This window comes from Streptomyces sp. NPDC028289 (assembly GCF_055565975.1).
Genome location: NZ_JBVHTI010000008.1, coordinates 314,539 through 335,187, shown reverse-complemented (window position 1 = coordinate 335,187; position 20,649 = coordinate 314,539). Strand labels below are relative to the sequence as shown.

The following is a 20,649-nucleotide window of genomic DNA, read 5'->3' as shown; positions in this document are numbered from 1 at the left end:
GTCGGCCGGGCCGCGCGGGAAGGTCATAGCAAGCCCGCTCCCAGGGAGGTCAGCCATGCCCATCGCGACGGTCAACCCGGCGAACGGCGAGACGCTCGAAACGTTCGAGGCCATGGACGAGGACGAGCTCGAACGCCGGCTCGAACTCGCCGAGGCGACGTTCCGCACGTACCGCACGAGCACCTTCGCCGAGCGCGCCCGGCTGCTGCACGCCGCCGCCGACCTGCTGGACGCGGACCGGGACGACATCGCGCGCACCATGACCACCGAGATGGGCAAGCCGCTGAAGCAGGCCCGCGCGGAGGCCGCCAAGTGCGCGAAGGCGATGCACTGGTACGCCGACCACGCGGAGGAACTGCTGGCCGACGAGGAGCCGGCGGAGACGGACGTGAAGGACTCGGGCGCCTCCCGGGTGCGGGTGCGGTACCGCCCCATCGGGCCGGTGCTCGCCGTGATGCCGTGGAACTTCCCGCTCTGGCAGGTGGTCCGCTTCGCCGCGCCCGCGCTGATGGCGGGCAACGTGGGCCTGCTCAAGCACGCGTCCAACGTCCCGCAGACGGCCCTGTACCTGGAGGACCTGTTCCACCGGGCCGGCTTCACCGAGGGCTGCTTCCAGACCCTGCTGATCGGCTCCGGCGCGGTCGACGACATCCTGCGCGACGAGCGGGTGCGGGCGGCGACGCTCACCGGCAGCGAGCCCGCGGGCCGCGCGGTCGCCGCCACCGCCGGCGAGATGATCAAGAAGACGGTCCTGGAGCTGGGCGGCAGCGACCCCTACGTGGTGATGCCCTCGGCGGACATCGACCGCGCGGCGAAGATCGCGGTGACGGCGCGGGTGCAGAACAACGGGCAGTCGTGCATCGCCGCGAAGCGGTTCATCGTGCACACCGACGTCTACGACGCCTTCGCCGAGAAGTTCGTGGCGGGCATGACGGCGCTGCGCACGGGCGACCCGATGGACGATGAGACGGACGTCGGGCCGCTCTCCAGCGAGCAGGGGCGCAAGGACCTGGAGGAGCTGGTCGAGGACGCGAAGCGGTCGGGTGCGGAGGTCCTGTGCGGCGGGCAGCGGCCGGACGGGCCCGGCTGGTTCTACCCGCCGACCGTCCTCGCCGGGATCCACCGCGACATGCGCATCCACCGCGAGGAGGCGTTCGGGCCGGTGGCCACGCTGTACCGGGCCGGAGACCTGGACGAGGCGATCCTCATCGCCAACGATTCGCCCTTCGGGCTGAGTTCGAACGTGTGGACGCGGGACGACGCCGAGGTGGACCGGTTCGTACGGGACCTGGAGGCCGGCGGCGTGTTCGTCAACGGCATGACCGCGTCGCACCCGGCGTTTCCGTTCGGCGGGGTGAAGCGGTCCGGGTACGGCCGTGAGCTGTCCGGGCACGGAATCCGGGAGTTCTGCAACATCACCACCGTTTGGCAGGGTGCGTGAGGGTTGCACGACTACGATCCCGACTGTGAACCGCGAAGTGACCCTGCCTCTGATCGTCGACGACCGCGGGACCTTGCAGGTGGCCGCGGCCGACGTGAGTAAGTTGTTGCGGACGTTGGGGGCACGGTGGCTGCGTCTGGTGGAGGCCGACGAGGGTGGGCTGGACGAGGACACGGTGGCTGCGCTGACCATCGAGCTGGCGAAACTCGCCGATCGGATCGACGTGGCTTGTATCGCCCATAGCAGTGGGGAGTGACGGTGGTTCGGCGGGTGCGGGTGGGTGGGGGTTGCTCGCGCAGTTCCCCGCGCCCCTAGGTGAGTGTCCTGAGCGACGTCCAGAACATCTCCTCGTATGCCTGGAGCAAGCGGCCGTAGGTGTACACGCGCTTCTCGTCCAGGCGCCCTGACTCCAGTCCCGCCTGTACCGCCGCCTCCGCCTGCTCGTCCAGGGCCGGAGCCGGTGCTGCGAAGAAGTCGAAGAAGGCGCAGGCCTCGTCGGTGAAGCCGTAGTGCTCGCGCAGGGCGTGCGCGATGGTCGCGCAATACGTCCCCCAGGTCGCGAAGTTGGCCGTGACGGCCAGGAGCGCGTCCGTCGGGTCGGCGTTGAGGGCGAGCCAGGAGATGTACGCCGGGTACGCCTGGCAGCCCGGTAGGGGCTCGTACGCTTGCCGGCGCTCGTCATCCACGTCGCACGCCTCGGTGAACGCGCCGAGCCGCTCTGCCGCCCGTTCCTCGCCCTCGGCCAGCGTGGTGAAGAACCCTGCGGCCGCCGGCTCCTCGACGGCGCGCTGCGCCAGATGCAGGAACGCGCGTCGGTCGGCGGGGATCACCCGGTGTTGTTCGAGGGCAAGCGCGGCGAGTGTCTCCCGACTCGCCCGGCCGCTGGCGACGAGGGGCACCAACGGATTGGCGTTCGCCTCCGGGGCAAGCTCTGACCTGGTCTTTTTCAGCACTTCCGCGGCCGTGCCGGGCATCGCGTCCTCCTCGTCGGGATACCTCTGTGCTGATCCGACCCTGACACGGGGTCACCGGTTCGGAGTAGTCCGGCGCGAGATCGTCGCCCTCACGGGTGATCGTGAGGGGACCACCTCCTGAGGTGAACCACCTCTCTGACCGGTCGGGCCAAACCCGCCGGAAGGCTGAAAGCAGGCACGGTTCATGGCGACTTTGTGCAAACCCTCAGTGTCGGTCCCGGAGTACGTGATCACGATGGAGGAGACGCTGGAACTGGCGCGCTCCCACCACGAGAACCACCCGCAGCTGCCGTTGGCGCTGAGACTGATCGAGAACACGGGCGTACGCACCCGGCACATCGTGCAGCCGATCGAGGAAACCCTGAAGCACCCCGGCTTCGAGGAGCGCAACAAGCTCTACGAGGTCGAGGCCAAGGCCCGGGTTCCCGCAGTGATCCAGCGGGCGCTCGACGACGCCGAACTGCTCACCAGCGACATCGACGTGATCATCTACGTCTCGTGCACGGGCTTCATGATGCCGTCGCTCACCGCGTGGCTGATCAACGAGATGGACTTCGACTCCACCACCCGCCAGATCCCCATCGCGCAGCTCGGCTGCGCGGCCGGCGGAGCGGCGATCAACCGGGCGCACGACTTCTGCTCGGCGTACCCGGACGCCAACGCCCTCATCGTGGCCTGCGAGTTCTGCTCGCTGTGCTACCAGCCGACCGACCTCGGCGTCGGCTCGCTGCTCTCCAACGGCCTCTTCGGTGACGGCATCGCCGCCGCCGTGGTCCGCGGCAAGGGCGGCACGGGCGTCGAACTCGAACGCAACGGCTCGTACCTGATCCCGAAGACCGAGGAGTGGATCATGTACGACGTGCGGGCCACCGGGTTCCACTTCCTGCTGGACAAGCGGGTCCCGGCGACCATGGAGCCGCTGGCGCCGGCTCTCCAGGACCTGGCAGGGCTGCACGGCTGGGACGCGTCCGACCTGGACTTCTACATAGTCCACGCGGGCGGGCCGCGCATCCTGGACGACCTGAGCAAGTTCCTCCAGGTCGACCCGCACGCCTTCCGGTTCAGCCGGTCCACGCTCACCGAGTACGGCAACATCGCCAGCGCCGTCGTCCTGGACGCACTGCGCCGGATGTTCGACGAGGGCGGTGCCGAGCACCAGGCGCGCGGCCTGCTGGCCGGGTTCGGTCCCGGCATCACCGCGGAAATGTCGCTGGGTCGCTGGCGGCGTTCGGACGGAGAGGCGGCTCGGTAGAGATGGCGCTCACCGAACCGCTCGACTCCGCCGACGAGGCGGCCGAGGAGGCGGCTACCGAAGCCGCCGCCGGAGCCGCCGGTGAGGCCGTCTGTCCGGTCCGGCGCTGGGAGGTGCCGGACCTGACGGGGGTGGACTTCGACCCCACCCTGGCCGAGCTGATGCGGGAGGGTCCGGTCACCCGGATCCAGCTCCCCAACGGCGAGGGCTGGGCGTGGCTGGTCACCCGGTACGACGACGTACGGATGGTGGCCAACGACCTCCGGTTCAGCCGTGAGGCGGTGCTGGAGCAGCCGGTCACCCGGCTCGCCCCGCACTTCATCCCGGACCGCGGCGCGGTCGGCTTCCTGGACCCGCCCGACCACACGCGGCTGCGCCGCTCGGTGGCCCCCGCGCTCACCTCCAAGGGCGTGGAGCGGGTCCGGGAGAAGGCCCGCCTGATGCTGGACGAGATCGTCGACGAGCTGGTCCAGGACGGCCCGCCCGCCGACCTCACGGCGACGGTGCTCAGCCCGTTCCCCATCGCGGTGATCTGCGAAGTGATGGGCGTACCGGCCGCCGACCGGCACACCATGCACATCTGGACCCAGCTGATCCTGTCCTCCCGCCACGGCAAGGAGGTCAGCGAGAAGGCCAAGCGCGAGATGGGCGCCTACTTCGCCGACCTGATCGGGCTGCGGGAGAACAGCACGGGCGAGGACGTGTGCTCGCTGCTGGGCGCCGCGGTGGGCCGCGGCGAGGTCGCCTTGGAGGAGGCCGTCGGTCTGGCCGTCCTCCTCCAGATCGGCGGCGAGGCGGTCACCAACAACAGCGGGCAGCTGTTCTACCTGCTGCTGACCCGCCCCGACCTCCTCGACCGGCTGCGCACCGAGCCGGAGATCCGCCCCCGGGCGATCGACGAGCTGCTGCGCTACATCCCGCACCGCAGCGCGGTCGGGCTGTGCCGGATCGCCACCCAGGACGTGGAGATCAAGGGCGTCCGGATCCGCGCGGGTGACGCGGTCTACGTCTCGTACCTGGCCGCCAACCGCGACCCGGCCGTCTTCACGGACCCCGAGACGATCGACCTCACCCGCAGTCCCAACCCGCATGTGTCCTTCGGGTTCGGCCCGCACTACTGTCCCGGCGGCCAGCTCGGCAGGCTGGAGGAGGAACTCCTCGTCGACGCCCTGCTCGACCGGCTGCCCGGGCTGCGGCTCGCCGTGCCTCCGGAACAGGTCCCTTTCAGAAAGGGCGCGTTGATCCGGGGACCCGAGACACTTCCAGTGACCTGGTGAGTGGCCCATGACCACGACCGAGGGACTCCTCGTGCCGCCGGGGCACGGGCGCGTCGTCCATACGCCGGCCCAGCGTGTCACCTTCAAGGTGACGGGAACGCACTCGCGGGCGGCCTCCACCTTCGAGGTGGAGGTCCCGCCGGGCTTCGACGTGGGCGCCCATGTGCACACCCGCAGCGAGGAGCTGTTCTACGTCCTCGAAGGCGAACTGGACGTCCTCGCCTTCGAGCCGCGCATCCGCACCCCCGACCACTGGCAGAAGTGGGAGTCGAGCTCGGGCACGAGGGTGGTGAGGGCGACCCCGGGCACGCTGATCGCCGTACCCCCCGGCTGCCCGCACGCCTTCGCCAACCCGACGGACACCCCGGCGCGGATGTTCTTCCAGTCCTCCCCGCCGCCCGACCACGAGCGCTACTTCGAGGAGCTCCTGGAGATCCTGGGCAGCGGCGGCCCTCCGGACCACGAGGCGATCGAGGCACTCCGCAAGCGCTACGACATCGAGCAACTCACACCTTTGAAGCACCGGTGACTGTGCCCACCTGTCAGGGGGCGCTGGGGGTACCCCCGGCCGAAGGCTGGGGGAGGAACTGCGCGACCAGCCACTGACGGCCGTCGGTCCGCGACGCACCGCACCCCCTACGGCGCTACCGGATCGGCACCCCCGACAAGGTACGGGCGATCACCAGACGCTGGATCTCACTCGTCCCCTCGAAGATCGTGTAGATCGCCGCGTCCCGGTGCATCCGCTCCACCGGATACTCCCGCGTGTACCCGTTCCCGCCCAGGATCTGGATCGCCTGGGCGGTCACCTTCTTCGCCGTCTCGCTCGCGAACAGCTTCGACATCGACCCCTCGGCCGCGGTGAACGGCTTCCCGTTCACCGCCATCCAGGACGCCCGCCACACCAGCAGCCGGGCCGCGTCGATGGACGTCCGCATGTCCGCGAGCTGGAACGCCACGCCCTGGTTGTCGATGATCGGGCGCCCGAACTGCTCACGGGTCACGGCGTAGTCGAGGGCGACCTCGTACGCGGCGCGTGCCGTACCGACGGCCATCGCGCCGACGGCGGGCCGCGAGGCCTCGAACGTGGCCATCGCCGCGTTCTTCACCCGCTCGCCGCCGGACCTGGCCCGCTCCCGGGCCCGGGCCAGCCGCTCGTCCAGCTTCTCCTTGCCGCCGAGCAGGCAGGACCCGGGCACCCGGGCGTTGTCCAGCACGACCTCGGCGGTGTGCGAGGCGCGGATCCCGTGCTTCTTGAACTTCTGGCCCTGGGACAGCCCGGGCGTCCCCGGCGGGACGATGAAGGAGGCGTGGCCCTTGGAGCCGAGCTCCGGGTCGACGACCGCGACGACGACGTGGACGTTGGCGATGCCGCCGTTGGTCGCCCAGGTCTTCGTGCCGTTGAGCACCCACTCGTCCTTGGCCTCGTCGTAGACGGCCCGGGTGCGCATGGAGGCCACGTCGGAGCCGGCGTCGGGCTCGGAGGAGCAGAACGCGGCGACCTTGACGTCGTTGGGGTCGCCGTACATCTGGGGGATCCAGGTGCCGATCTGTTCCTCGGTGCCGTTGGCGAGGACACCGACGGCGGCCAGGCCCGTGCCCACGATGGACAGAGCGATGCCCGCGTCGCCCCAGAACAGCTCCTCCATGGCCATCGGGATGCCGAGGCCGGTGGGGTCGAAGTACTGCTGGGCGTAGAAGTCGAGGGAGTAGATGCCGACCTTCGCGGCTTCCTGGATGACCGGCCAGGGAGTCTCCTCACGCTCGTCCCATTCGGCGGCCGCGGGGCGGATGACGTCGGCGGCGAAGCCGTGCAGCCAGTCCCGGACCTCCTTCTGTTCGTCGTTGAGTTCCATGGTGAACTCGGCCATGACCCCTCCAGCGGCGGCGCATAATGTGTTACTAGCGGTAACCCGAGTCTGTTACTCGTCGGTAGGAAAAGTCAACTCCCAAGGTCACCTCGGCAGCCAGTTCGAGTGCAGATGGCTGTCAGGTGTTAGTTTGCGCAGGCATCACCGAAAAGAGCACGGGGTGGGGAGAGCACATGGACACCACGCAGCGGACCGAACAGCAACGGTCCGCCGACCGCCGACGGCGCGAGCTGTTGGAGGCCGCCGACCGGGTGGTGCTGCGCGACGGCCCACAGGCTTCCATGAACGCCATCGCGGCGGAGGCGGGCATCACCAAACCCATCCTCTACCGCCACTTCGGCGACAAGAGCGGGCTGTACGCGGCGCTGGCCACCCGGCACACGGACGCCCTGCTGAACTCGCTGCGGGCCGCGCTGGACGCTCCCGCGGAGCGCCGTGAGCGGGTCGAGGCGACCTTGGACACGTACCTCGCGGCGATCGAGGCGCGGCCCCAGGTGTACCGGTTCCTGATGCATCCCGCGGAGGGCAGCACGGGGACCGACCAGGGGTTCGACGTGGGGAAGCACTCGGCTCCGCTGTTGCGGCGGATGGGCGAGGAGCTGGCGCAGGTCATCGAGGACCGGCTGGATCTGGGGCCGAACAGTCAGCAGTTGGCTCGGGTGTGGGGGCACGGGATCGTCGGGATGATGCACGCAGCCGGGGACTGGTGGCTGGGGGAACGGCCCTGTTCTCGTGCAGAACTGGTGAAGAGTCTGGCGGACCTTTTGTGGGGGCGGCTCGCTGCGGCGGGGGACAAGATCGGCGGTCCTGGGTTCTGAAGGTCGCGTGTCGTCGCACGGCCGGTGGGGGCTGGTCGCGCCCGCGCGGCGGTAGCCGCAAATCAGACACAGCCCCGCGCTCCTAGGGGGTTGCGCTCACCGGCGCCAAGAAGACTTGGCCACCTGGCGCATCAGCTTGCGCCTGCGCCAGCCCGTGACGTGGTCGGCGTAGACGCGGCCCTCCAGGTGGTCGGTCTCGTGCTGGAGACAGCGGGCGAAGAAGCCGGTTCCATGGATCGTGACCGGCTCCCCCGTCGCCGTGAAGCCCTCCACCACCGCATGGTCGTAGCGTTCCGTCCCCGCCTCCAGGCCCGGCAGGGACAGGCAGCCCTCGGGCCCGCGGAGGGTCACGCCGTCCGCCGTCACGAGGCGCGGGTTCACCACGTGGCCCAGGTGGCGGACCTCGTCGTCGTCGGGGCAGTCGAAGACGAACACCCGCAGCGGCTCCCCCACCTGGTTCGCGGCCAGTCCCACGCCCTCCGCGGCGTACATCGTCGCGAACAAGTCCTCCACGAGCCGGGAGAGTTCGGGGCCGAAGTCGGTGACCTCGGCGCAGCGGGCGTGCAGGACGGGGTCGCCGAGCAGGGTGAGGGGCCGGACCCGCCCGCGGGCGCCCGGAATGGAACCGTGTCGCATGGCCGCAAGGGTACGGTTCGGATGGGCCCCTGCTCGCCGCGCAGGCATGGGCCGGAATTCGGGTGTGCGAATGGATCTCGATAGGCTGAGGTGCACACCACGTTGCCGGATGGCTGAGGCGCGGCGCGTACGCAAGGAGGATCGAGAACTGATGGCAGGCAACTCGGACCCGCTCACGCCGCGGGCCAAGATCGCCGTGACCGCGGGCAAGGCGGTCGCGGCGGCGTCCCGTGCCGCGGGTCGCGGCAGCGGATCCGTGATCGGCGGCCGGGTGGCGCTCAAACTCGACCCCGATCTTCTCGCCCGGCTCGCCCAGAACCTGGACGTGACCCTCGTCTCGGCGACGAACGGCAAGACGACGACCACCAGGCTCATCGCCGAGGCCCTCAAGGCCGCGGGGCCGGTCGTCTCCAACGCGCTCGGCGCCAACATGCCGGCCGGGATCACCTCCGCCCTGGCGGGCGGCTCGGACTCCAAGTTCGGCGTGATCGAGGTCGACGAGAAGTACCTGGCCGGGGTGGCCCGGGACACCGACCCGAAGTGCATCGCGCTGCTCAACCTCTCCCGGGACCAGCTCGACCGCGCCGCCGAGACCCGCATGCTCGCCGAGAACTGGCGGGAGGGTCTGGCCGGGTCGAAGGCCGTCATCGTGGCGAACTGCGACGACCCGCTGGTGGTCTGGGCCGCGTCCTCCTCCCCCAACGTGGTGTGGGTCGCCGCGGGGCAGATGTGGAAGGACGACGCCTGGTCCTGCCCGTCCTGCGGTGGCGTGATGCAGCGGCCCGGCGACGACTGGTTCTGCGGTGAGTGCGGGTTCCGGCGGCCGACGCCGAGCTGGGTGCTCTCCGGGGACCACGTGCTCGACCCGCACGGGTCCGCCTGGCCGATCCACCTGCAGCTGCCGGGGCGTGCCAACAAGGCGAACGCCGCCTCGTCGGCCGCCGTCGCCGCCGTCTTCGGGGTGCCGCCGCAGGTCGCCCTGGAGCGGATGTACCAGGTGCAGGCCGTCGCGGGACGGTACGACGTCGTGCAGTTCCAGGGGCGCGACCTGCGTCTGCTGCTGGCCAAGAACCCGGCCGGCTGGCTGGAGACGTTCTCGCTGATCGACCCGCCGCCGGCCCCGGTGATCCTCTCCGTCAACGCCCGTGGCGCCGACGGCACCGACACCTCCTGGCTGTGGGACGTGGACTACACGCGCCTGACCGGCCACCCGATCTTCGTGCTCGGCGACCGCAAGCTGGACCTCGCGGTGCGGCTGGAGGTCGCGAACCAGCACTTCCAGGTCTGCGACTCCCTCGACCAGGCCGTCCAGATGTGCCCGCCGGGCCGGATCGAGGTCATCGCGAACTACACCGCGTTCCAGGACCTGCGCCGCCGCGTCGGCAACTGACCACGAAGGACGAACAGTTCATGAGCGACAACCAACTGCGGCTGGTGTGGATCTACCCGGACCTGCTCAGCACCTACGGCGACCAGGGCAACGCGCTCGTCGTGGAGCGCCGGGCCCGGCAGCGCGGTCTCGACGTGGCCCGGCTCGACGTGCGCAGCGACCAGCCGATCCCGACCTCCGGGGACATCTACCTGATCGGCGGCGGTGAGGACCGCCCGCAGCGGCTCGCCGCCGAGCGGCTGCGCCGCGACGGGCACCTGTACCGGGCGGTGGAGAACGGCGCGATCGTGTTCTCCGTGTGCGCCGGGTACCAGATCCTCGGCCACGAGTTCATCAACGACCTCGGGCAGCGCGAGCCGGGTCTCGGCCTGCTCGACGTGACGACCGTGCGCGGGACCGGCGAGCGGTGTGTCGGTGACGTCCTCGGCGACATCGACCCGCGGCTCGGCCTGCCCCCGCTGACCGGCTTCGAGAACCACCAGGGCGTCACGCAGCTCGGCCCCACCGCCCGCCCCTTCGCCCGGGTCAAGCTGGGCCGGGGCAACGGCACCGGGGACGGCACGGAGGGCGCGTACAACGAGACGGTCTTCGGTACGTACATGCACGGGCCGGTCCTGGCCCGCAACCCGCTCATCGCGGACCTGCTGCTGAAGCTGGCGCTCGACGTGAACGCGCTGCCGCCGATCGACGACCGCTGGTACGAGGCGCTCCGCAACGAGCGCATCGCGGCCGCCCAGCAGCCCGCCTGAGCTGCATCGCAACGGTCGGTTCCGGGCCCGCCTGACAGGGTGTCCGCTCACATGTGCGGGCACGTCCAGCAGGCGGACGCCCGGTGCGGAACGACCCCCTTGCGCGGGTAGGGTGACGGCGATGACAGCCGGACAGCGTGGTCCGGTCTCCGGCCCACGTGGAGAAGGTTGTTTCGGGCTATGCGCATTGGTGTCCTCACGTCCGGCGGCGACTGCCCCGGCCTGAACGCCGTCATCCGGTCCGTCGTGCACCGTGCCGTCGCCGACCACGGCGACGAGGTCATCGGCTTCCGGGACGGCTGGAAGGGCCTCCTGGAGTGCGACTACCTCAAGCTCGACCTCGACGCCGTGGCCGGCATCCTGGCCCGCGGCGGCACCATCCTCGGCTCCTCCCGGGTCCAGCCCTCGCACCTGCGGGACGGCGTGGAGCGGGCCAGGGGCCATGTCGCCGAGCTCGGCCTCGACGCGATCATCCCGATCGGCGGTGAGGGCACGCTGAAAGCGGCCCGCCTGATGTCGGACGCCGGTCTGCCGATCGTCGGCGTCCCGAAGACCATCGACAACGACATCGCTGTCACCGACGTGACCTTCGGTTTCGACACGGCCGTGGGGGTCGCCACCGAGGCCCTCGACCGGCTGAAGACGACCGCGGAGTCCCACCAGCGGGTGCTGGTGGTGGAGGTCATGGGCCGGCACACCGGCTGGATCGCCCTGCACTCCGGCATGGCGGCCGGCGCCCACGCCATCGTCGTACCGGAACGCCCCTTCGACATCGAGGAGTTGGCCCGCCGGGTCGGCGAGCGGTTCGAGGCGGGCAAGCGGTTCGCGATCGTCGTCGCGGCGGAGGGCGCCAAGCCGAAGGCGGGGACGATGGCCTTCGACGAGGGCGGCAAGGACATCTACGGCCACGAGCGGTTCGCCGGGATCGCCCGGCAGCTCTCCGTCGAGCTGGAGCAGCGGCTCGGCAAGGAGGCGCGGCCGGTCATCCTCGGGCACGTGCAGCGGGGTGGCACGCCGACGGCGTACGACCGCGTCCTGGCGACGCGGTTCGGGTGGCATGCGGTGGAGGCCGTGCACCGGGGGGAGTTCGGTCACATGACCGCGCTGCGGGGGACGGACATCGTGATGGTGCCGCTGGCGGAGGCGGTGGAGACGTTGAAGACGGTTCCCTCCGGGCGGTACGACGAGGCGGAGACGGTGCTTTAGGGGCAGCGCCGTAGGAGGTTCCGCTTCGTCGCCGGGAGCGGGTCGTGTGTGGTTGCTCGCGCAGTTCCTCCCCCGGCCTTCGGCCGGGGGTACCCCCAGCGCCCCTGACTCGGCTGTCCAGCCCCCGGTCGCAAGTGCGGTCGGGGGCGGTTCTAATCTGGGGTCGGCAGTAAACGTACAACCCCCCACGAATCAGGAGCCGCCGGATGGATCACAGCGGGCACGGCATGACGATGGATCTGCCGCCGTTCACGCTGGGGCGCGGGCTGGAGTGGTCGGCGGATCCCTTCTTTCTCGTCGCCACTCTCGCGGGGCTGGCGCTGTACGGGTGGGGCGTGGTGCGGCTGCGGCGGCGCGGGGACGCCTGGTCCGTGGGGCGGACCGTGTCGTTCGTCGTCGGTGTGCTGACGATCATGCTCGTCATGTGCACCAAGCTGAACGACTACGGGATGGTCATGTTCAGCGTGCACATGGTGCAGCACATGATCATCAGCATGCTGTCGCCGATCCTGATCCTGCTGGGCGCCCCGATGACGCTCGCGCTGCGCGCGCTGCCCGTCGCCGGGCGGGGCCGGAAGGGGCCGCGTGAGCTGCTGCTGGCGCTGCTGCACAGCCGGTACATGCGGATCATCACCCACCCCGCCTTCACGATCCCGCTGTTCATCGCGAGCCTGTACGCGCTCTACTTCACCCCGCTGTTCGACTTCCTGATGGGCTCGAAGGCCGGGCACATCGCGATGATGGTGCACTTCCTCGCCGTCGGTGTCGTCTTCTTCTGGCCGATCATCGGCGTCGACCCGGGCCCGCACCGGCCGGGGTATCTCATGCGCATGCTGGAACTGTTCGCGGGCATGCCGTTCCACGCGTTCTTCGGCATCGCGTTGATGATGGCGTCGGAACCGATGGTCGAGACCTTCAAGAACCCGCCCGCCTCGCTCGGCATCGACGCGCTCTCCGACCAGAACGCGGCCGGCGGGATCGCCTGGGCGTTCAGTGAGATCCCGTCCGTACTGGTGCTGATCGCCCTGCTGTTCCAGTGGTACGGCTCCGAGCAGCGCCAGGCCCGGCGCACGGACCGGGCCGCCGACCGGGACGGCGACAAGGAGCTCGAGGCGTACAACGCGTATTTGGCCTCACTGAACGCACGCAAGGGCTGACCGGGGCACCATGGAGGGAGTCGGACCATGAGGAGGGTGTCGCGATGCCCGGTTCTGCGAACGGCTCGAACGGTGCCACCAAGGCGATGGGGGTGCTCACCGTCGGCGGCCTGGTCGTGGTGACGGCCTACACGGTGGCCCTCGGCAGCAACGGCTGGCTCTGGTTCGGGTGGGTGGTACTGGGCCTGCTGACACTGGCGATGGTGGTAACCCAGAGCAATTGATTCCGGCCGGCGGAAGCGCGCCCCATAGGGGCGCTGGGGGTACCCCCGGCCGAAGGCTGGGGGAGGAACTGCGCGACCAGCCCCCACGGCGCCGCACCCGAACAACGGCGCCCCGCGGAGCGCTAGTGCACCCCGGGCTGGTACTTCGGCAACCGCGCGGTGATCTTCATCCCCGCACCGGGCGCCGTCTCGATGACCAGCCCGTGGTCGTCCCCGTACACCTGGCGGAGCCGGTCGTCGACGTTGGACAGACCGATACCCCCGGAGGGACTGGTCTCGCCCGCGAGGATGCTGCGCAGCAGGACCGGGTCCATGCCGGCGCCGTCGTCCTCGATGACGACCAGGGCCTCGGCGCCCTCGTCCTGCGCGGTGATCTGGATGTGGCAGGTGCCGGTCTTGCCCTCGAGGCCGTGTTTGACGGCGTTCTCGACCAGCGGCTGGAGGCAGAGGAAGGGCAGGGTGACCGGGAGCACCTCGGGGGCGATCTGGAGCGTGACCGTGAGGCGGTCGCCGAAGCGGGCCCGGACCAGTGCCAGGTAGTGGTCGATGGCGTGGAGCTCGTCGGCGAGGGTGGTGAAGTCGCCGTGCCTGCGGAACGAGTAGCGGGTGAAGTCGGCGAACTCCAGCAGCAGCTCGCGGGCCCGTTCGGGGTCGGTGCGGACGAATGAGGCGATCACCGCGAGCGAGTTGAAGATGAAGTGCGGGGAGATCTGGGCGCGCAGGGCGCGGATCTCGGCCTCGATGAGGCGGGTCCGGGAGCGGTCCAGGTCGGCCAGCTCCAGCTGGACGCTGACCCAGCGGGCGACCTCGCCGGCCGCCCGGACCAGGACGGCGGACTCGCGGGGGGCGCAGGCGACCAGGGTGCCGTGGACGCGGTCGTCGACAGTGAGCGGGGTGATCACGGCCCAGCGGACCGGGCAGTCGGGGGTCTCGCAGTGCAGCCGGAAGGCCTCGCCGCGGCCCGACTCCAGCGGCCCGGCGAGCCGCGCCATGATCTCGGTGCGGTGGTGGTCGCCGACGCCGTCCCAGACCAGCAGGTTCTCGTGGTCGGTGAGGCAGAGCGCGTCGGTGCCGAGCAGGGTGCGCAGCCGGCGGGCCGAGCGGCGGGCGGTCTCCTCGGTGAGGCCCGCGCGCAGCGGGGGCGCGGCGAGGGAGGCGGTGTGCAGGGTCTCGAAGGTGGCGTGCTCGACGGGGGTGCCGAGGCCGCCGAGGTTCTCGGGGCGTGCGGTGCGGCGGCCGAGCCAGAAGCCGGCGGCGAGGAGCGGGAGGACCGCCACGAGGAGGCCCGCCAGGAACCCGGTCACGCCTTGACCTCCGCGCGCAGCTCTTCCGGCAGGTGGAAGCGGGCCAGGATCGCGGCCGTGCCGGGCGGTACCCGGCCCGGGGTCGCCAGGGAGACCAGGATCATGGTGAGGAAGCCCAGCGGGACCGACCAGAGCGCGGGCCAGGCCAGCAGGGCGTGCAGGCTGCCGGTGCCGGGGAAGTCGGCCATCGTCGCGGCCACCGCGCCGAACGCCGAGCCGCCCCCGGCCAGCATCCCGGCGGCCGCGCCGGGCGGGGTGAGCCGGCGCCACCAGATGCCGAGGACCAGCAGCGGGCAGAAGGAGGAGGCGGACACGGCGAAGGCCAGTCCGACGGCGTCGGCGACCGGCAGGCCGCCGACCAGCACGCCGGCGGCGAGCGGTACGGCCATGGCGAGGACGGTCCCGAGTCTGAAGTGCCGTACGCCGCGGGACGGGAGGACGTCCTGGGTGAGGACTCCGGCGACGGCCATGGTGAGTCCGGAGGCGGTGGAGAGGAACGCGGCGAAGGCGCCGCCCGCCACCAGCGCGCCGAGCAGGTCGCCGCCGAGGCCGCCGACGACCCGGTCGGGCAGCAGCAGGACGGCGGCGTCCGTCTCGCCGGTGAGGGTGAGTTCGGGGGTGTAGAGGCGGCCGAGGGCGCCGTAGACGGGCGGCAACAGATAGAAGAGGCCGATCAGGGCCAGCACGGCGACCGTGGTGCGGCGGGCGGCGACGCCGTGCGGGCTGGTGTAGAAGCGGACGACGACGTGCGGCAGGCCCATGGTGCCGAGGAAGGTGGCGAGGATCAGACCGTACGTGGCGTACAGCGGGCGTTCCTCGCGGCTCTCGGCGAGCGAGGTGGACATGCCGCCGTTGGTGCCCCGGTCGGTGGCGGGGACGCGGGTGCCCTTGGCGAAGGTCAGGCGGGTGCCGGCGGTGATGCGGTGGGTGCCCTCGGGGAGGATGACCCGCGTGTCCCGGAGCGGGCGGCCGTCGACCGTACCGGAGACGGTGACCGTGAGCGGGCGGTCGAGCCGGAGGGAGAGGCTGTCCTGGACGTCCACGACGCGCTGGGTGCGGAAGGCGGCCGGTTCGTCGAAGGCGTGCACGGGGGCGCCGGCGCGCTGCCAGGCGAGGACGAGGAAGAGGGCGGGGACGAGCAGGGCGGTGAGCTTGAGCCAGTACTGGAAGGCCTGGACGAAGGTGATGCTGCGCATGCCGCCGGCGGCCACGGTGGCCACCACGACGACGGCGACGATGAGCCCGCCGAGGGCGTCGGGGGCGCCGGTGAGGACCGCCAGCGTCAGTCCGGCGCCCTGGAGCTGGGGCAGCAGGTAGAGCCAGCCGACGCCGACGACGAACGCCCCCGCCAGCCGCCGTACGGTCTGCGAGGCGAGCCGGGCCTCGGCGAAGTCGGGGAGGGTGTAGGCGCCGGAGCGGCGCAGCGGTGCGGCGACGAAGAGGAGGAGGACGAGGTAGCCGGCGGTGTAGCCGACCGGGTACCAGAGCATGTCGGGGCCCTGGACCAGAACCAGGCCCGCGATGCCCAGGAAGGAGGCGGCGGAGAGGTACTCGCCGCTGATCGCGGCCGCGTTGAGGCGGGGGCCGACGGTGCGTGAGGCGACGTAGAAGTCGGAGGTGGTCCGGGAGATGCGCAGGCCGAAGGCGCCGACGAGGACGGTCGCGACGACGACGAGGGCGACCGCCGGGACGGCGTAGCTGGAGTTCATCTGGCCTCGGCGGGGCTGGAGTTCATCGGTCCTACCGGTCCTCGACGAGGCGGACGAAGTCCTCCTCGTTGCGTTCGGCGCGGCGCACGTACCAGCGGGCGAGCAGGATCAGCGGGGCGTAGAGGCAGAAGCCGAGCACCAGCCACTCCAGGCGGCGGGCCTCGGGGGCGGCGGCGAAGACCAGCGGCAGCGGGCCGACGAGCAGCACCAGGACGGCGAACACGACGAGCGCGACGCGCAGTTGGCTGCGCATGAGGGAGCGCACGTAGGTGTGGCCGAGGGTGGTCTGCTCGTCGATCTCGGTGCGCGGCCGGTAGTAGCCGGAGGTACGGCGGCTGCGGCGGGGCGGGCCGGTGACGGTGACCCGGCGCTCGGTGGGGTCGGCGGGCATCGTCAGGCCCTCCTCATCAGCAGGTCCCGCAGCTCGCGGGCGTGCCGCCGGCTGACCTGGAGCTCCTCGGCGCCGACCAGGACACTCACCGTGCCCGCGTCCAGGCGGAGTTCGCCGACGTGGCGGAGGGCGACGAGGTGGCGGCGGTGGATGCGGACGAAGCCGCGGGAGCGCCAGCGGTCCTCCAGGGTGGACAGCGGGATGCGGACGAGGTGGCTGCCGCGCTCGGTGTGCAGGCGGGCGTAGTCGCCCTGGGCCTCGACGTGCGTGATGTCGTCCACCGCCACGAACCGTGTCACGCCGCCGAGTTCGACGGGTATGTGGTCGGGGTCGGGTTCGTGCACGGGTATCCGGGGTGCGGCGCCGCGCAGTTCGGCGGCCCGGCGTACCGCCTCCGCGAGGCGTTCCTTGCGTACCGGCTTCAGGACGTAGTCGACCGCCTTGAGATCGAAGGCCCTTACCGCGAAGTCCTCGTGGGCGGTGACGAAGACGACCAGCGGCGGCCGGGCGAAGCCGGTGAGCAGCCGGGCCAGGTCCAGGCCGTCCAGGCCGGGCATCTGGACGTCGAGGAAGACGACGTCGATGGCCTCGGGGCCCTCGGGGCCGGACTCCAGGGCGCGGGTGATGCGGCGCAGCGCCTCGGTGGCGTCCCCGGCCCCCTCGACGCTGCCGATGCGCGGATCGGCGTTGAGTAAGTAGAGCAGCTCCTCCAGCGAGGGGAGTTCGTCGTCGACGGCGAGGGCGCGCAGCATGAACGGAGTGTAGGCGGCGGAACGCGGCGCTGGACATGTGCCGGACGTGGACGTCGGCGCCGGATGACGTGGTGTTCCCGAAGTGTCTCCGCCCGTGGTTACAGTGCGGGCATGAACAGCGGCACCGCCCCTTTCGACGATCTCGACCGGAAGATCACCACCGCGTTGATGGCGAACGCGCGGACCAGTTTCGCCGAGATCGGCGCGGCCGTCGGGCTCTCCGCGACGGCCGTGAAGCGGCGGGTCGACCGGCTGCGCGAGACCGGTGTGATCACCGGGTTCACGGCCACCGTCACACCCGCGGCCCTCGGCTGGCGCACGGAGGCGTACGTCGAGGTGTACTGCGAGGGCGCGGCCCCGCCCCGGCGGCTCGCGGAGGTGGTCCGCAACCATCCGGAGATCACCGCGGCCATGACGGTGACCGGCGGCGCGGACGCGCTGCTGCATGTGCGGGCCCGGGACGTGGACCACTTCGAGGAGGTGCTGGAGCGGATCCGGGTGGAGCCGTTCATCCGGAAGACGATCAGCGTGATGGTGCTGTCCCATCTGCTGCCGGAGAGCCCGGAGGCCGGGGCCACGCACCCCGTGCCGGAGTAAACGCACCGATGCTGCGTTCGTATGACCGGAGACGCAGCGTTCCTGCGCAGACGCGCAACATTTGTTTCTTGTCGTCCGTATCCGACGCTTTCTACCTTGGTGTCAACCCCCAGTCGACACCGCGGGAAAGCGGAGGAACCCCTCTGTGTCCGAAAGCCGTGTGCCGCGCCTCAGGCGCTTCCTTGTCTGCGAACCCAGACATTTCGCCGTGCAGTACGCGATCAATCCCTGGATGAACCCCGACACCAGGGTCGACGTCGACCTGGCCCAGGAGCAGTGGACCGCGCTGATCGGCGCCTACCGCGCCCACGGCCACAGCATCGACCGGCTGGAGCCGGTCCCCGGCCTGCCCGACATGGTGTTCGCCGCGAACTCGGCGGTCGTCGTCGGCGGCCGCGTCTTCGGTTCGCTCTTCCACGCGCCCGAGCGGCGCCCCGAGTCCTCCCACTACGACCTCTGGTTCAAGACCGCGGGCTACGACGTGTACCGCCCGGGCTCGGTGGTCGAGGGCGAGGGCGACCTGGTCTGGACGGGCCGGTACCTGCTCGCCGGCACCGGGTTCCGCACCACCCGCGAGGCGCACCGGGAGGCCCAGGAGTTCTTCGGCCATCCGGTGATCAGCCTGACCCTGGTGGACCCGTACTTCTACCACCTGGACACCGCGCTGTTCGTCCTCGACGAGGAGAACATCGTCTACTACCCCGAGGCCTTCTCCGCCGGCAGCCGCGAGGTGCTCCGCCGGCTGTTCCCGGAGGCGGTGCTCGCGACCCGCGACGACGCGCTGGCGTGGGGCCTGAACTCGGTCTCCGACGGCCGCCACGTCTTCATCGCGCCGCAGGCCGAGGCGCTCGCCGCCCGACTCGCCGACCAGGGCTACGAGCCCGTCCCCGTCGACCTGTCGGAGTTCCACAAGGCAGGCGGCGGCATCAAGTGCTGCACCCAGGAAATCCGTTGACAGCCGCCGAGGACCAGGAGATCCCCCTGATGACCGCACCCGCACGCGCACGCGCACGCACCTCCGCCGAGCTGATCGAGGCGGAGGGACCGGTCCTCGCGCACAATTACCACCCGCTGCCCGTGGTCGTCGCCCGCGCCGAGGGCGCCTGGGTGGAGGACGTCGAGGGCCGCCGCTACCTCGACATGCTGGCCGGCTACTCGGCCCTCAACTTCGGCCACCGCCACCCGGCGCTGATCGAGGCCGCGCACCGCCAGCTGGACCGCCTCACCCTCACCTCGCGCGCCTTCCACAACGACCGGCTCGCCGAATTCGCCGAACGGCTCGCCGAGTTGACCGGCCTGGACATGGTGCTGCCGATGAACACGGGCGCCGAGGCGGTCGAGTCCGGCATCAAGGTGGCCCGCAAGTGGGCGTACGACGTGAAGGGCGTCCCGGCCGACCGGGCCACGATCGTCGTCGCCGCGGACAACTTCCACGGCCGTACGACCACGATCGTCAGCTTCTCCACGGACGAGACCGCCCGGGCGGGCTTCGGCCCGTTCACGCCGGGCTTCCGGATCGTGCCGTACAACGACCTGGCCGCGCTGGAGGCCGCGGTCGACGAGACCACGGCGGCCGTGCTGATCGAGCCCATCCAGGGCGAGGCCGGGGTACTCATCCCCGACGACGGCTATCTGACCGGGGTCCGCGAGCTGACCCGGCGCAAGAACTGCCTCTTCGTCGCGGACGAGATCCAGTCCGGCCTCGGCCGCACCGGCCGCACCCTCGCCGTCGACCACGAGGACGTGGTGCCGGACGTGGTGCTGCTCGGCAAGGCGCTGGGCGGCGGGATCGTGCCGGTGTCGGCGGTGGTGGCCCGGCGGGAGGTGCTCGGGGTCCTGCATCCCGGCGAGCACGGCTCGACGTTCGGCGGCAACCCGCTCGCGGCAGCGGTCGGCACGGCGGTGGTCGAGCTGCTGGAGAGCGGCGACTTCCAGCGCCGGGCCGCCGAGCTGGGCGTGGTCCTGCGGGACGGCCTGACGGAACTCGTCGGCAACGGCGTGGTCGGCTTCCGCTCACGCGGGCTGTGGGCGGGCGTCGACGTGGACCCGGCGCTCGGCACCGGGCGGGAGATCGGCGAGCGCCTGATGCGCGAGGGCGTCCTGGTCAAGGACACCCACGGCTCCACGATCCGGCTGGCCCCGCCGCTGACCGTCACGGCGGAGGAACTGCGGTCGGCGCTGGGGGCGCTGGAGAAGGTGCTGACGGCCTGAGCGGACGGCGGCCGCGCCGGTGGGCGCGGCCGCCGCCGTCTCTGCTCAGCCCTTGCCGAGGAGCTTGTTCATCTCCTTGATCTCGGCGTTCTGCGCGGTGACGATGGAGTCGGCCATGGTCGTGGCCGGGCCGTAGTCGCCCTTGGCCTTCTCGGTGCCGGCCATCTCCACGGCGCCCTGGTGGTGCTGGACCATCATGGTCAGGAACATCGTGTCGAAGTCCGTCCCCTTGGCCTGCTTCAGCATGGTCATGTCCTTGTCGGACATCATCCCAGTCATGCCGGCGTGGCCGCTGTGGTCCATGCCCGCCATGGGCACGTCCTCGCCCCAGGCCTTCAGCCAGCCGGTCATGGTCCTGATCTCCGGGTCCTGGGCCTTCTCGATCCGGGCGGCGAGGTCCCGCACCTGAGCGGAGGAGGCACGGTCGACGGCGAGCCCGGCCATCTCCAGGGCCTGCTGGTGGTGCGGGATCATGCTCTGGGCGAAGGACACGTCCTGCGCGTTGTGGGCACCGGCGGTGGCGGAGGCGGTGGCGCCGGCCGCCGCCGAGTGGGACGCGTGTGCGGTGTCGGCGCCGTCGTCGCCGCTGCCGCACGCGGTGAGGGCGAGGGCGGCGGTCGCGGTGAGCGCGACGAGGACGGCACGGGTACGCCTGCTGGTCATGCTGGAACTCCTGCTACTGGGTGTGAG

The 20,649-nt window shown here is 71.0% G+C and carries 22 protein-coding genes; 14 read left to right on the top strand and 8 right to left on the bottom strand.

What is annotated here, in order from left to right:
- The first annotated feature begins 55 nt into the window (after positions 1-55).
- Positions 56-1,441, top strand: coding sequence for an NADP-dependent succinic semialdehyde dehydrogenase (locus tag ACZ4UV_RS38110; protein ID WP_467844377.1), 1,386 nt, complete (start codon positions 56-58; stop codon positions 1,439-1,441).
- Between the two features lie 25 nt (positions 1,442-1,466).
- The gene (locus tag ACZ4UV_RS38105; RefSeq protein WP_089105419.1) at positions 1,467-1,697 is read left to right on the top strand and encodes a DUF6213 family protein; all 231 of its coding nucleotides are present in this window, start codon (positions 1,467-1,469) and stop codon (positions 1,695-1,697) included.
- A gap of 55 nt (positions 1,698-1,752) precedes the next feature.
- On the opposite strand, the gene ACZ4UV_RS38100 is transcribed toward ACZ4UV_RS38105, so the two are convergent.
- Entirely contained in the window at positions 1,753-2,415 is a 663-nt protein-coding gene (locus tag ACZ4UV_RS38100) for a thiaminase II/PqqC family protein (RefSeq protein ID WP_451022360.1), read from the bottom strand.
- 184 nt (positions 2,416-2,599) lie between these two features.
- Between ACZ4UV_RS38100 and ACZ4UV_RS38095 the strand changes: the two genes are divergently transcribed.
- Genes ACZ4UV_RS38095 through ACZ4UV_RS38085 form a run of 3 tightly spaced genes read left to right on the top strand, consistent with a single transcriptional unit; the run spans position 2,600 to position 5,473 of the window.
- On the top strand, positions 2,600-3,667 hold the full coding sequence (locus tag ACZ4UV_RS38095; RefSeq protein WP_351499393.1) for a type III polyketide synthase: 1,068 nt from the start codon (positions 2,600-2,602) through the stop codon (positions 3,665-3,667).
- 2 nt (positions 3,668-3,669) lie between these two features.
- Entirely contained in the window at positions 3,670-4,944 is a 1,275-nt protein-coding gene (locus ACZ4UV_RS38090; RefSeq protein ID WP_451022044.1) for a cytochrome P450, read from the top strand.
- A 7-nt stretch (positions 4,945-4,951) separates the two neighbouring features.
- The gene (locus ACZ4UV_RS38085) at positions 4,952-5,473 is read left to right on the top strand and encodes a cupin domain-containing protein (protein ID WP_351499388.1); all 522 of its coding nucleotides are present in this window, start codon (positions 4,952-4,954) and stop codon (positions 5,471-5,473) included.
- Positions 5,474-5,588: 115 nt separating this feature from the next.
- Here the strand turns inward: ACZ4UV_RS38085 and ACZ4UV_RS38080 are convergent, their stop codons facing one another.
- Positions 5,589-6,815 (bottom strand): acyl-CoA dehydrogenase family protein, encoded by a 1,227-nt coding sequence (locus ACZ4UV_RS38080; protein ID WP_451022043.1) that lies wholly within the window; start codon positions 6,813-6,815, stop codon positions 5,589-5,591.
- Positions 6,816-6,988: 173 nt separating this feature from the next.
- Here ACZ4UV_RS38080 and ACZ4UV_RS38075 point away from each other — a divergent pair, with 173 nt between their 5' ends.
- Positions 6,989-7,633, top strand: a complete 645-nt coding sequence (locus ACZ4UV_RS38075) for a TetR/AcrR family transcriptional regulator (protein WP_351499384.1) — start codon at positions 6,989-6,991, stop codon at positions 7,631-7,633.
- 96 nt (positions 7,634-7,729) lie between these two features.
- Here ACZ4UV_RS38075 and def read toward each other — a convergent pair whose 3' ends face one another.
- Positions 7,730-8,269: a peptide deformylase gene (def, locus tag ACZ4UV_RS38070; protein ID WP_351499382.1), complete on the bottom strand. Its 540-nt coding sequence runs from the start codon at positions 8,267-8,269 to the stop codon at positions 7,730-7,732.
- Positions 8,270-8,420: 151 nt separating this feature from the next.
- Between def and ACZ4UV_RS38065 the strand changes: the two genes are divergently transcribed.
- From ACZ4UV_RS38065 to ACZ4UV_RS38045, 5 genes are all read left to right on the top strand, one after another.
- Positions 8,421-9,659 carry a MurT ligase domain-containing protein gene (locus ACZ4UV_RS38065; RefSeq protein WP_351499380.1) on the top strand — a complete coding sequence of 413 codons (1,239 nt, stop codon included), beginning with the start codon at positions 8,421-8,423 and terminating at the stop codon, positions 9,657-9,659.
- A 20-nt stretch (positions 9,660-9,679) separates the two neighbouring features.
- Complete coding sequence (locus tag ACZ4UV_RS38060; RefSeq protein WP_351499378.1) at positions 9,680-10,408, top strand: type 1 glutamine amidotransferase; 729 nt, start codon at positions 9,680-9,682, stop codon at positions 10,406-10,408.
- Positions 10,409-10,588: 180 nt separating this feature from the next.
- Positions 10,589-11,614, top strand: coding sequence for a 6-phosphofructokinase (locus ACZ4UV_RS38055; RefSeq protein ID WP_390041158.1), 1,026 nt, complete (start codon positions 10,589-10,591; stop codon positions 11,612-11,614).
- A 206-nt stretch (positions 11,615-11,820) separates the two neighbouring features.
- Entirely contained in the window at positions 11,821-12,771 is a 951-nt protein-coding gene (locus ACZ4UV_RS38050) for a cytochrome c oxidase assembly protein (RefSeq protein WP_390041156.1), read from the top strand.
- A 44-nt stretch (positions 12,772-12,815) separates the two neighbouring features.
- Positions 12,816-12,995 carry a hypothetical protein gene (locus ACZ4UV_RS38045; RefSeq protein WP_293996352.1) on the top strand — a complete coding sequence of 60 codons (180 nt, stop codon included), beginning with the start codon at positions 12,816-12,818 and terminating at the stop codon, positions 12,993-12,995.
- Between the two features lie 122 nt (positions 12,996-13,117).
- Here the strand turns inward: ACZ4UV_RS38045 and ACZ4UV_RS38040 are convergent, their stop codons facing one another.
- Genes ACZ4UV_RS38040 through ACZ4UV_RS38025 form a run of 4 tightly spaced genes read right to left on the bottom strand, consistent with a single transcriptional unit; the run spans position 13,118 to position 17,151 of the window.
- Complete coding sequence (locus tag ACZ4UV_RS38040; RefSeq protein ID WP_390041154.1) at positions 13,118-14,299, bottom strand: sensor histidine kinase; 1,182 nt, start codon at positions 14,297-14,299, stop codon at positions 13,118-13,120.
- Entirely contained in the window at positions 14,296-16,008 is a 1,713-nt protein-coding gene (locus ACZ4UV_RS38035) for a sodium/solute symporter (RefSeq protein WP_451022531.1), read from the bottom strand. Before ACZ4UV_RS38035 ends, ACZ4UV_RS38040 begins: the two co-directional genes overlap by 4 nt.
- A 31-nt stretch (positions 16,009-16,039) precedes the next feature.
- Positions 16,040-16,399 carry a hypothetical protein gene (locus ACZ4UV_RS38030; protein ID WP_390041150.1) on the bottom strand — a complete coding sequence of 120 codons (360 nt, stop codon included), beginning with the start codon at positions 16,397-16,399 and terminating at the stop codon, positions 16,040-16,042.
- Between the two features lie 2 nt (positions 16,400-16,401).
- Complete coding sequence (locus tag ACZ4UV_RS38025; RefSeq protein ID WP_351499365.1) at positions 16,402-17,151, bottom strand: LytR/AlgR family response regulator transcription factor; 750 nt, start codon at positions 17,149-17,151, stop codon at positions 16,402-16,404.
- Positions 17,152-17,262: 111 nt separating this feature from the next.
- On the opposite strand from ACZ4UV_RS38025, the gene ACZ4UV_RS38020 reads away from it, so the two are divergent.
- The 3 genes from ACZ4UV_RS38020 (at position 17,263) to rocD (ending at position 19,959) form a co-directional block, all read left to right on the top strand.
- Positions 17,263-17,748, top strand: coding sequence for an Lrp/AsnC family transcriptional regulator (locus tag ACZ4UV_RS38020; RefSeq protein ID WP_093505900.1), 486 nt, complete (start codon positions 17,263-17,265; stop codon positions 17,746-17,748).
- 145 nt (positions 17,749-17,893) lie between these two features.
- Positions 17,894-18,703 (top strand): dimethylargininase, encoded by an 810-nt coding sequence (ddaH, locus tag ACZ4UV_RS38015; RefSeq protein WP_451022530.1) that lies wholly within the window; start codon positions 17,894-17,896, stop codon positions 18,701-18,703.
- Positions 18,704-18,732: 29 nt separating this feature from the next.
- Positions 18,733-19,959, top strand: a complete 1,227-nt coding sequence (rocD, locus tag ACZ4UV_RS38010) for an ornithine--oxo-acid transaminase (protein WP_467844799.1) — start codon at positions 18,733-18,735, stop codon at positions 19,957-19,959.
- A gap of 45 nt (positions 19,960-20,004) precedes the next feature.
- On the opposite strand, the gene ACZ4UV_RS38005 is transcribed toward rocD, so the two are convergent.
- Positions 20,005-20,622 carry a DUF305 domain-containing protein gene (locus ACZ4UV_RS38005; RefSeq protein WP_467844363.1) on the bottom strand — a complete coding sequence of 206 codons (618 nt, stop codon included), beginning with the start codon at positions 20,620-20,622 and terminating at the stop codon, positions 20,005-20,007.
- Between the last annotated feature and the right edge of the window lie 27 nt (positions 20,623-20,649).

What these genes read in the sequence shown, in the direction of transcription:
- ACZ4UV_RS38110 (WP_467844377.1), top strand. Translation starts at nt 56, where the DNA reads ATGCCCATCGCGACGGTCAACCCGGCGAACGGCGAGACGCTCGAAACG.
- ACZ4UV_RS38100 (WP_451022360.1), bottom strand. Translation starts at nt 2,415, where the DNA reads ATGCCCGGCACGGCCGCGGAAGTGCTGAAAAAGACCAGGTCAGAGCTT.
- ACZ4UV_RS38095 (WP_351499393.1), top strand. Translation starts at nt 2,600, where the DNA reads ATGGCGACTTTGTGCAAACCCTCAGTGTCGGTCCCGGAGTACGTGATC.
- ACZ4UV_RS38090 (WP_451022044.1), top strand. Translation starts at nt 3,670, where the DNA reads ATGGCGCTCACCGAACCGCTCGACTCCGCCGACGAGGCGGCCGAGGAG.
- ACZ4UV_RS38085 (WP_351499388.1), top strand. Translation starts at nt 4,952, where the DNA reads ATGACCACGACCGAGGGACTCCTCGTGCCGCCGGGGCACGGGCGCGTC.
- ACZ4UV_RS38080 (WP_451022043.1), bottom strand. Translation starts at nt 6,815, where the DNA reads ATGGCCGAGTTCACCATGGAACTCAACGACGAACAGAAGGAGGTCCGG.
- ACZ4UV_RS38075 (WP_351499384.1), top strand. Translation starts at nt 6,989, where the DNA reads ATGGACACCACGCAGCGGACCGAACAGCAACGGTCCGCCGACCGCCGA.
- def (WP_351499382.1), bottom strand. Translation starts at nt 8,269, where the DNA reads ATGCGACACGGTTCCATTCCGGGCGCCCGCGGGCGGGTCCGGCCCCTC.
- ACZ4UV_RS38065 (WP_351499380.1), top strand. Translation starts at nt 8,421, where the DNA reads ATGGCAGGCAACTCGGACCCGCTCACGCCGCGGGCCAAGATCGCCGTG.
- ACZ4UV_RS38060 (WP_351499378.1), top strand. Translation starts at nt 9,680, where the DNA reads ATGAGCGACAACCAACTGCGGCTGGTGTGGATCTACCCGGACCTGCTC.
- ACZ4UV_RS38055 (WP_390041158.1), top strand. Translation starts at nt 10,589, where the DNA reads ATGCGCATTGGTGTCCTCACGTCCGGCGGCGACTGCCCCGGCCTGAAC.
- ACZ4UV_RS38050 (WP_390041156.1), top strand. Translation starts at nt 11,821, where the DNA reads ATGGATCACAGCGGGCACGGCATGACGATGGATCTGCCGCCGTTCACG.
- ACZ4UV_RS38045 (WP_293996352.1), top strand. Translation starts at nt 12,816, where the DNA reads ATGCCCGGTTCTGCGAACGGCTCGAACGGTGCCACCAAGGCGATGGGG.
- ACZ4UV_RS38035 (WP_451022531.1), bottom strand. Translation starts at nt 16,008, where the DNA reads ATGAACTCCAGCTACGCCGTCCCGGCGGTCGCCCTCGTCGTCGTCGCG.
- ACZ4UV_RS38030 (WP_390041150.1), bottom strand. Translation starts at nt 16,399, where the DNA reads ATGCCCGCCGACCCCACCGAGCGCCGGGTCACCGTCACCGGCCCGCCC.
- ACZ4UV_RS38025 (WP_351499365.1), bottom strand. Translation starts at nt 17,151, where the DNA reads ATGCTGCGCGCCCTCGCCGTCGACGACGAACTCCCCTCGCTGGAGGAG.
- ACZ4UV_RS38020 (WP_093505900.1), top strand. Translation starts at nt 17,263, where the DNA reads ATGAACAGCGGCACCGCCCCTTTCGACGATCTCGACCGGAAGATCACC.
- rocD (WP_467844799.1), top strand. Translation starts at nt 18,733, where the DNA reads ATGACCGCACCCGCACGCGCACGCGCACGCACCTCCGCCGAGCTGATC.
- ACZ4UV_RS38005 (WP_467844363.1), bottom strand. Translation starts at nt 20,622, where the DNA reads ATGACCAGCAGGCGTACCCGTGCCGTCCTCGTCGCGCTCACCGCGACC.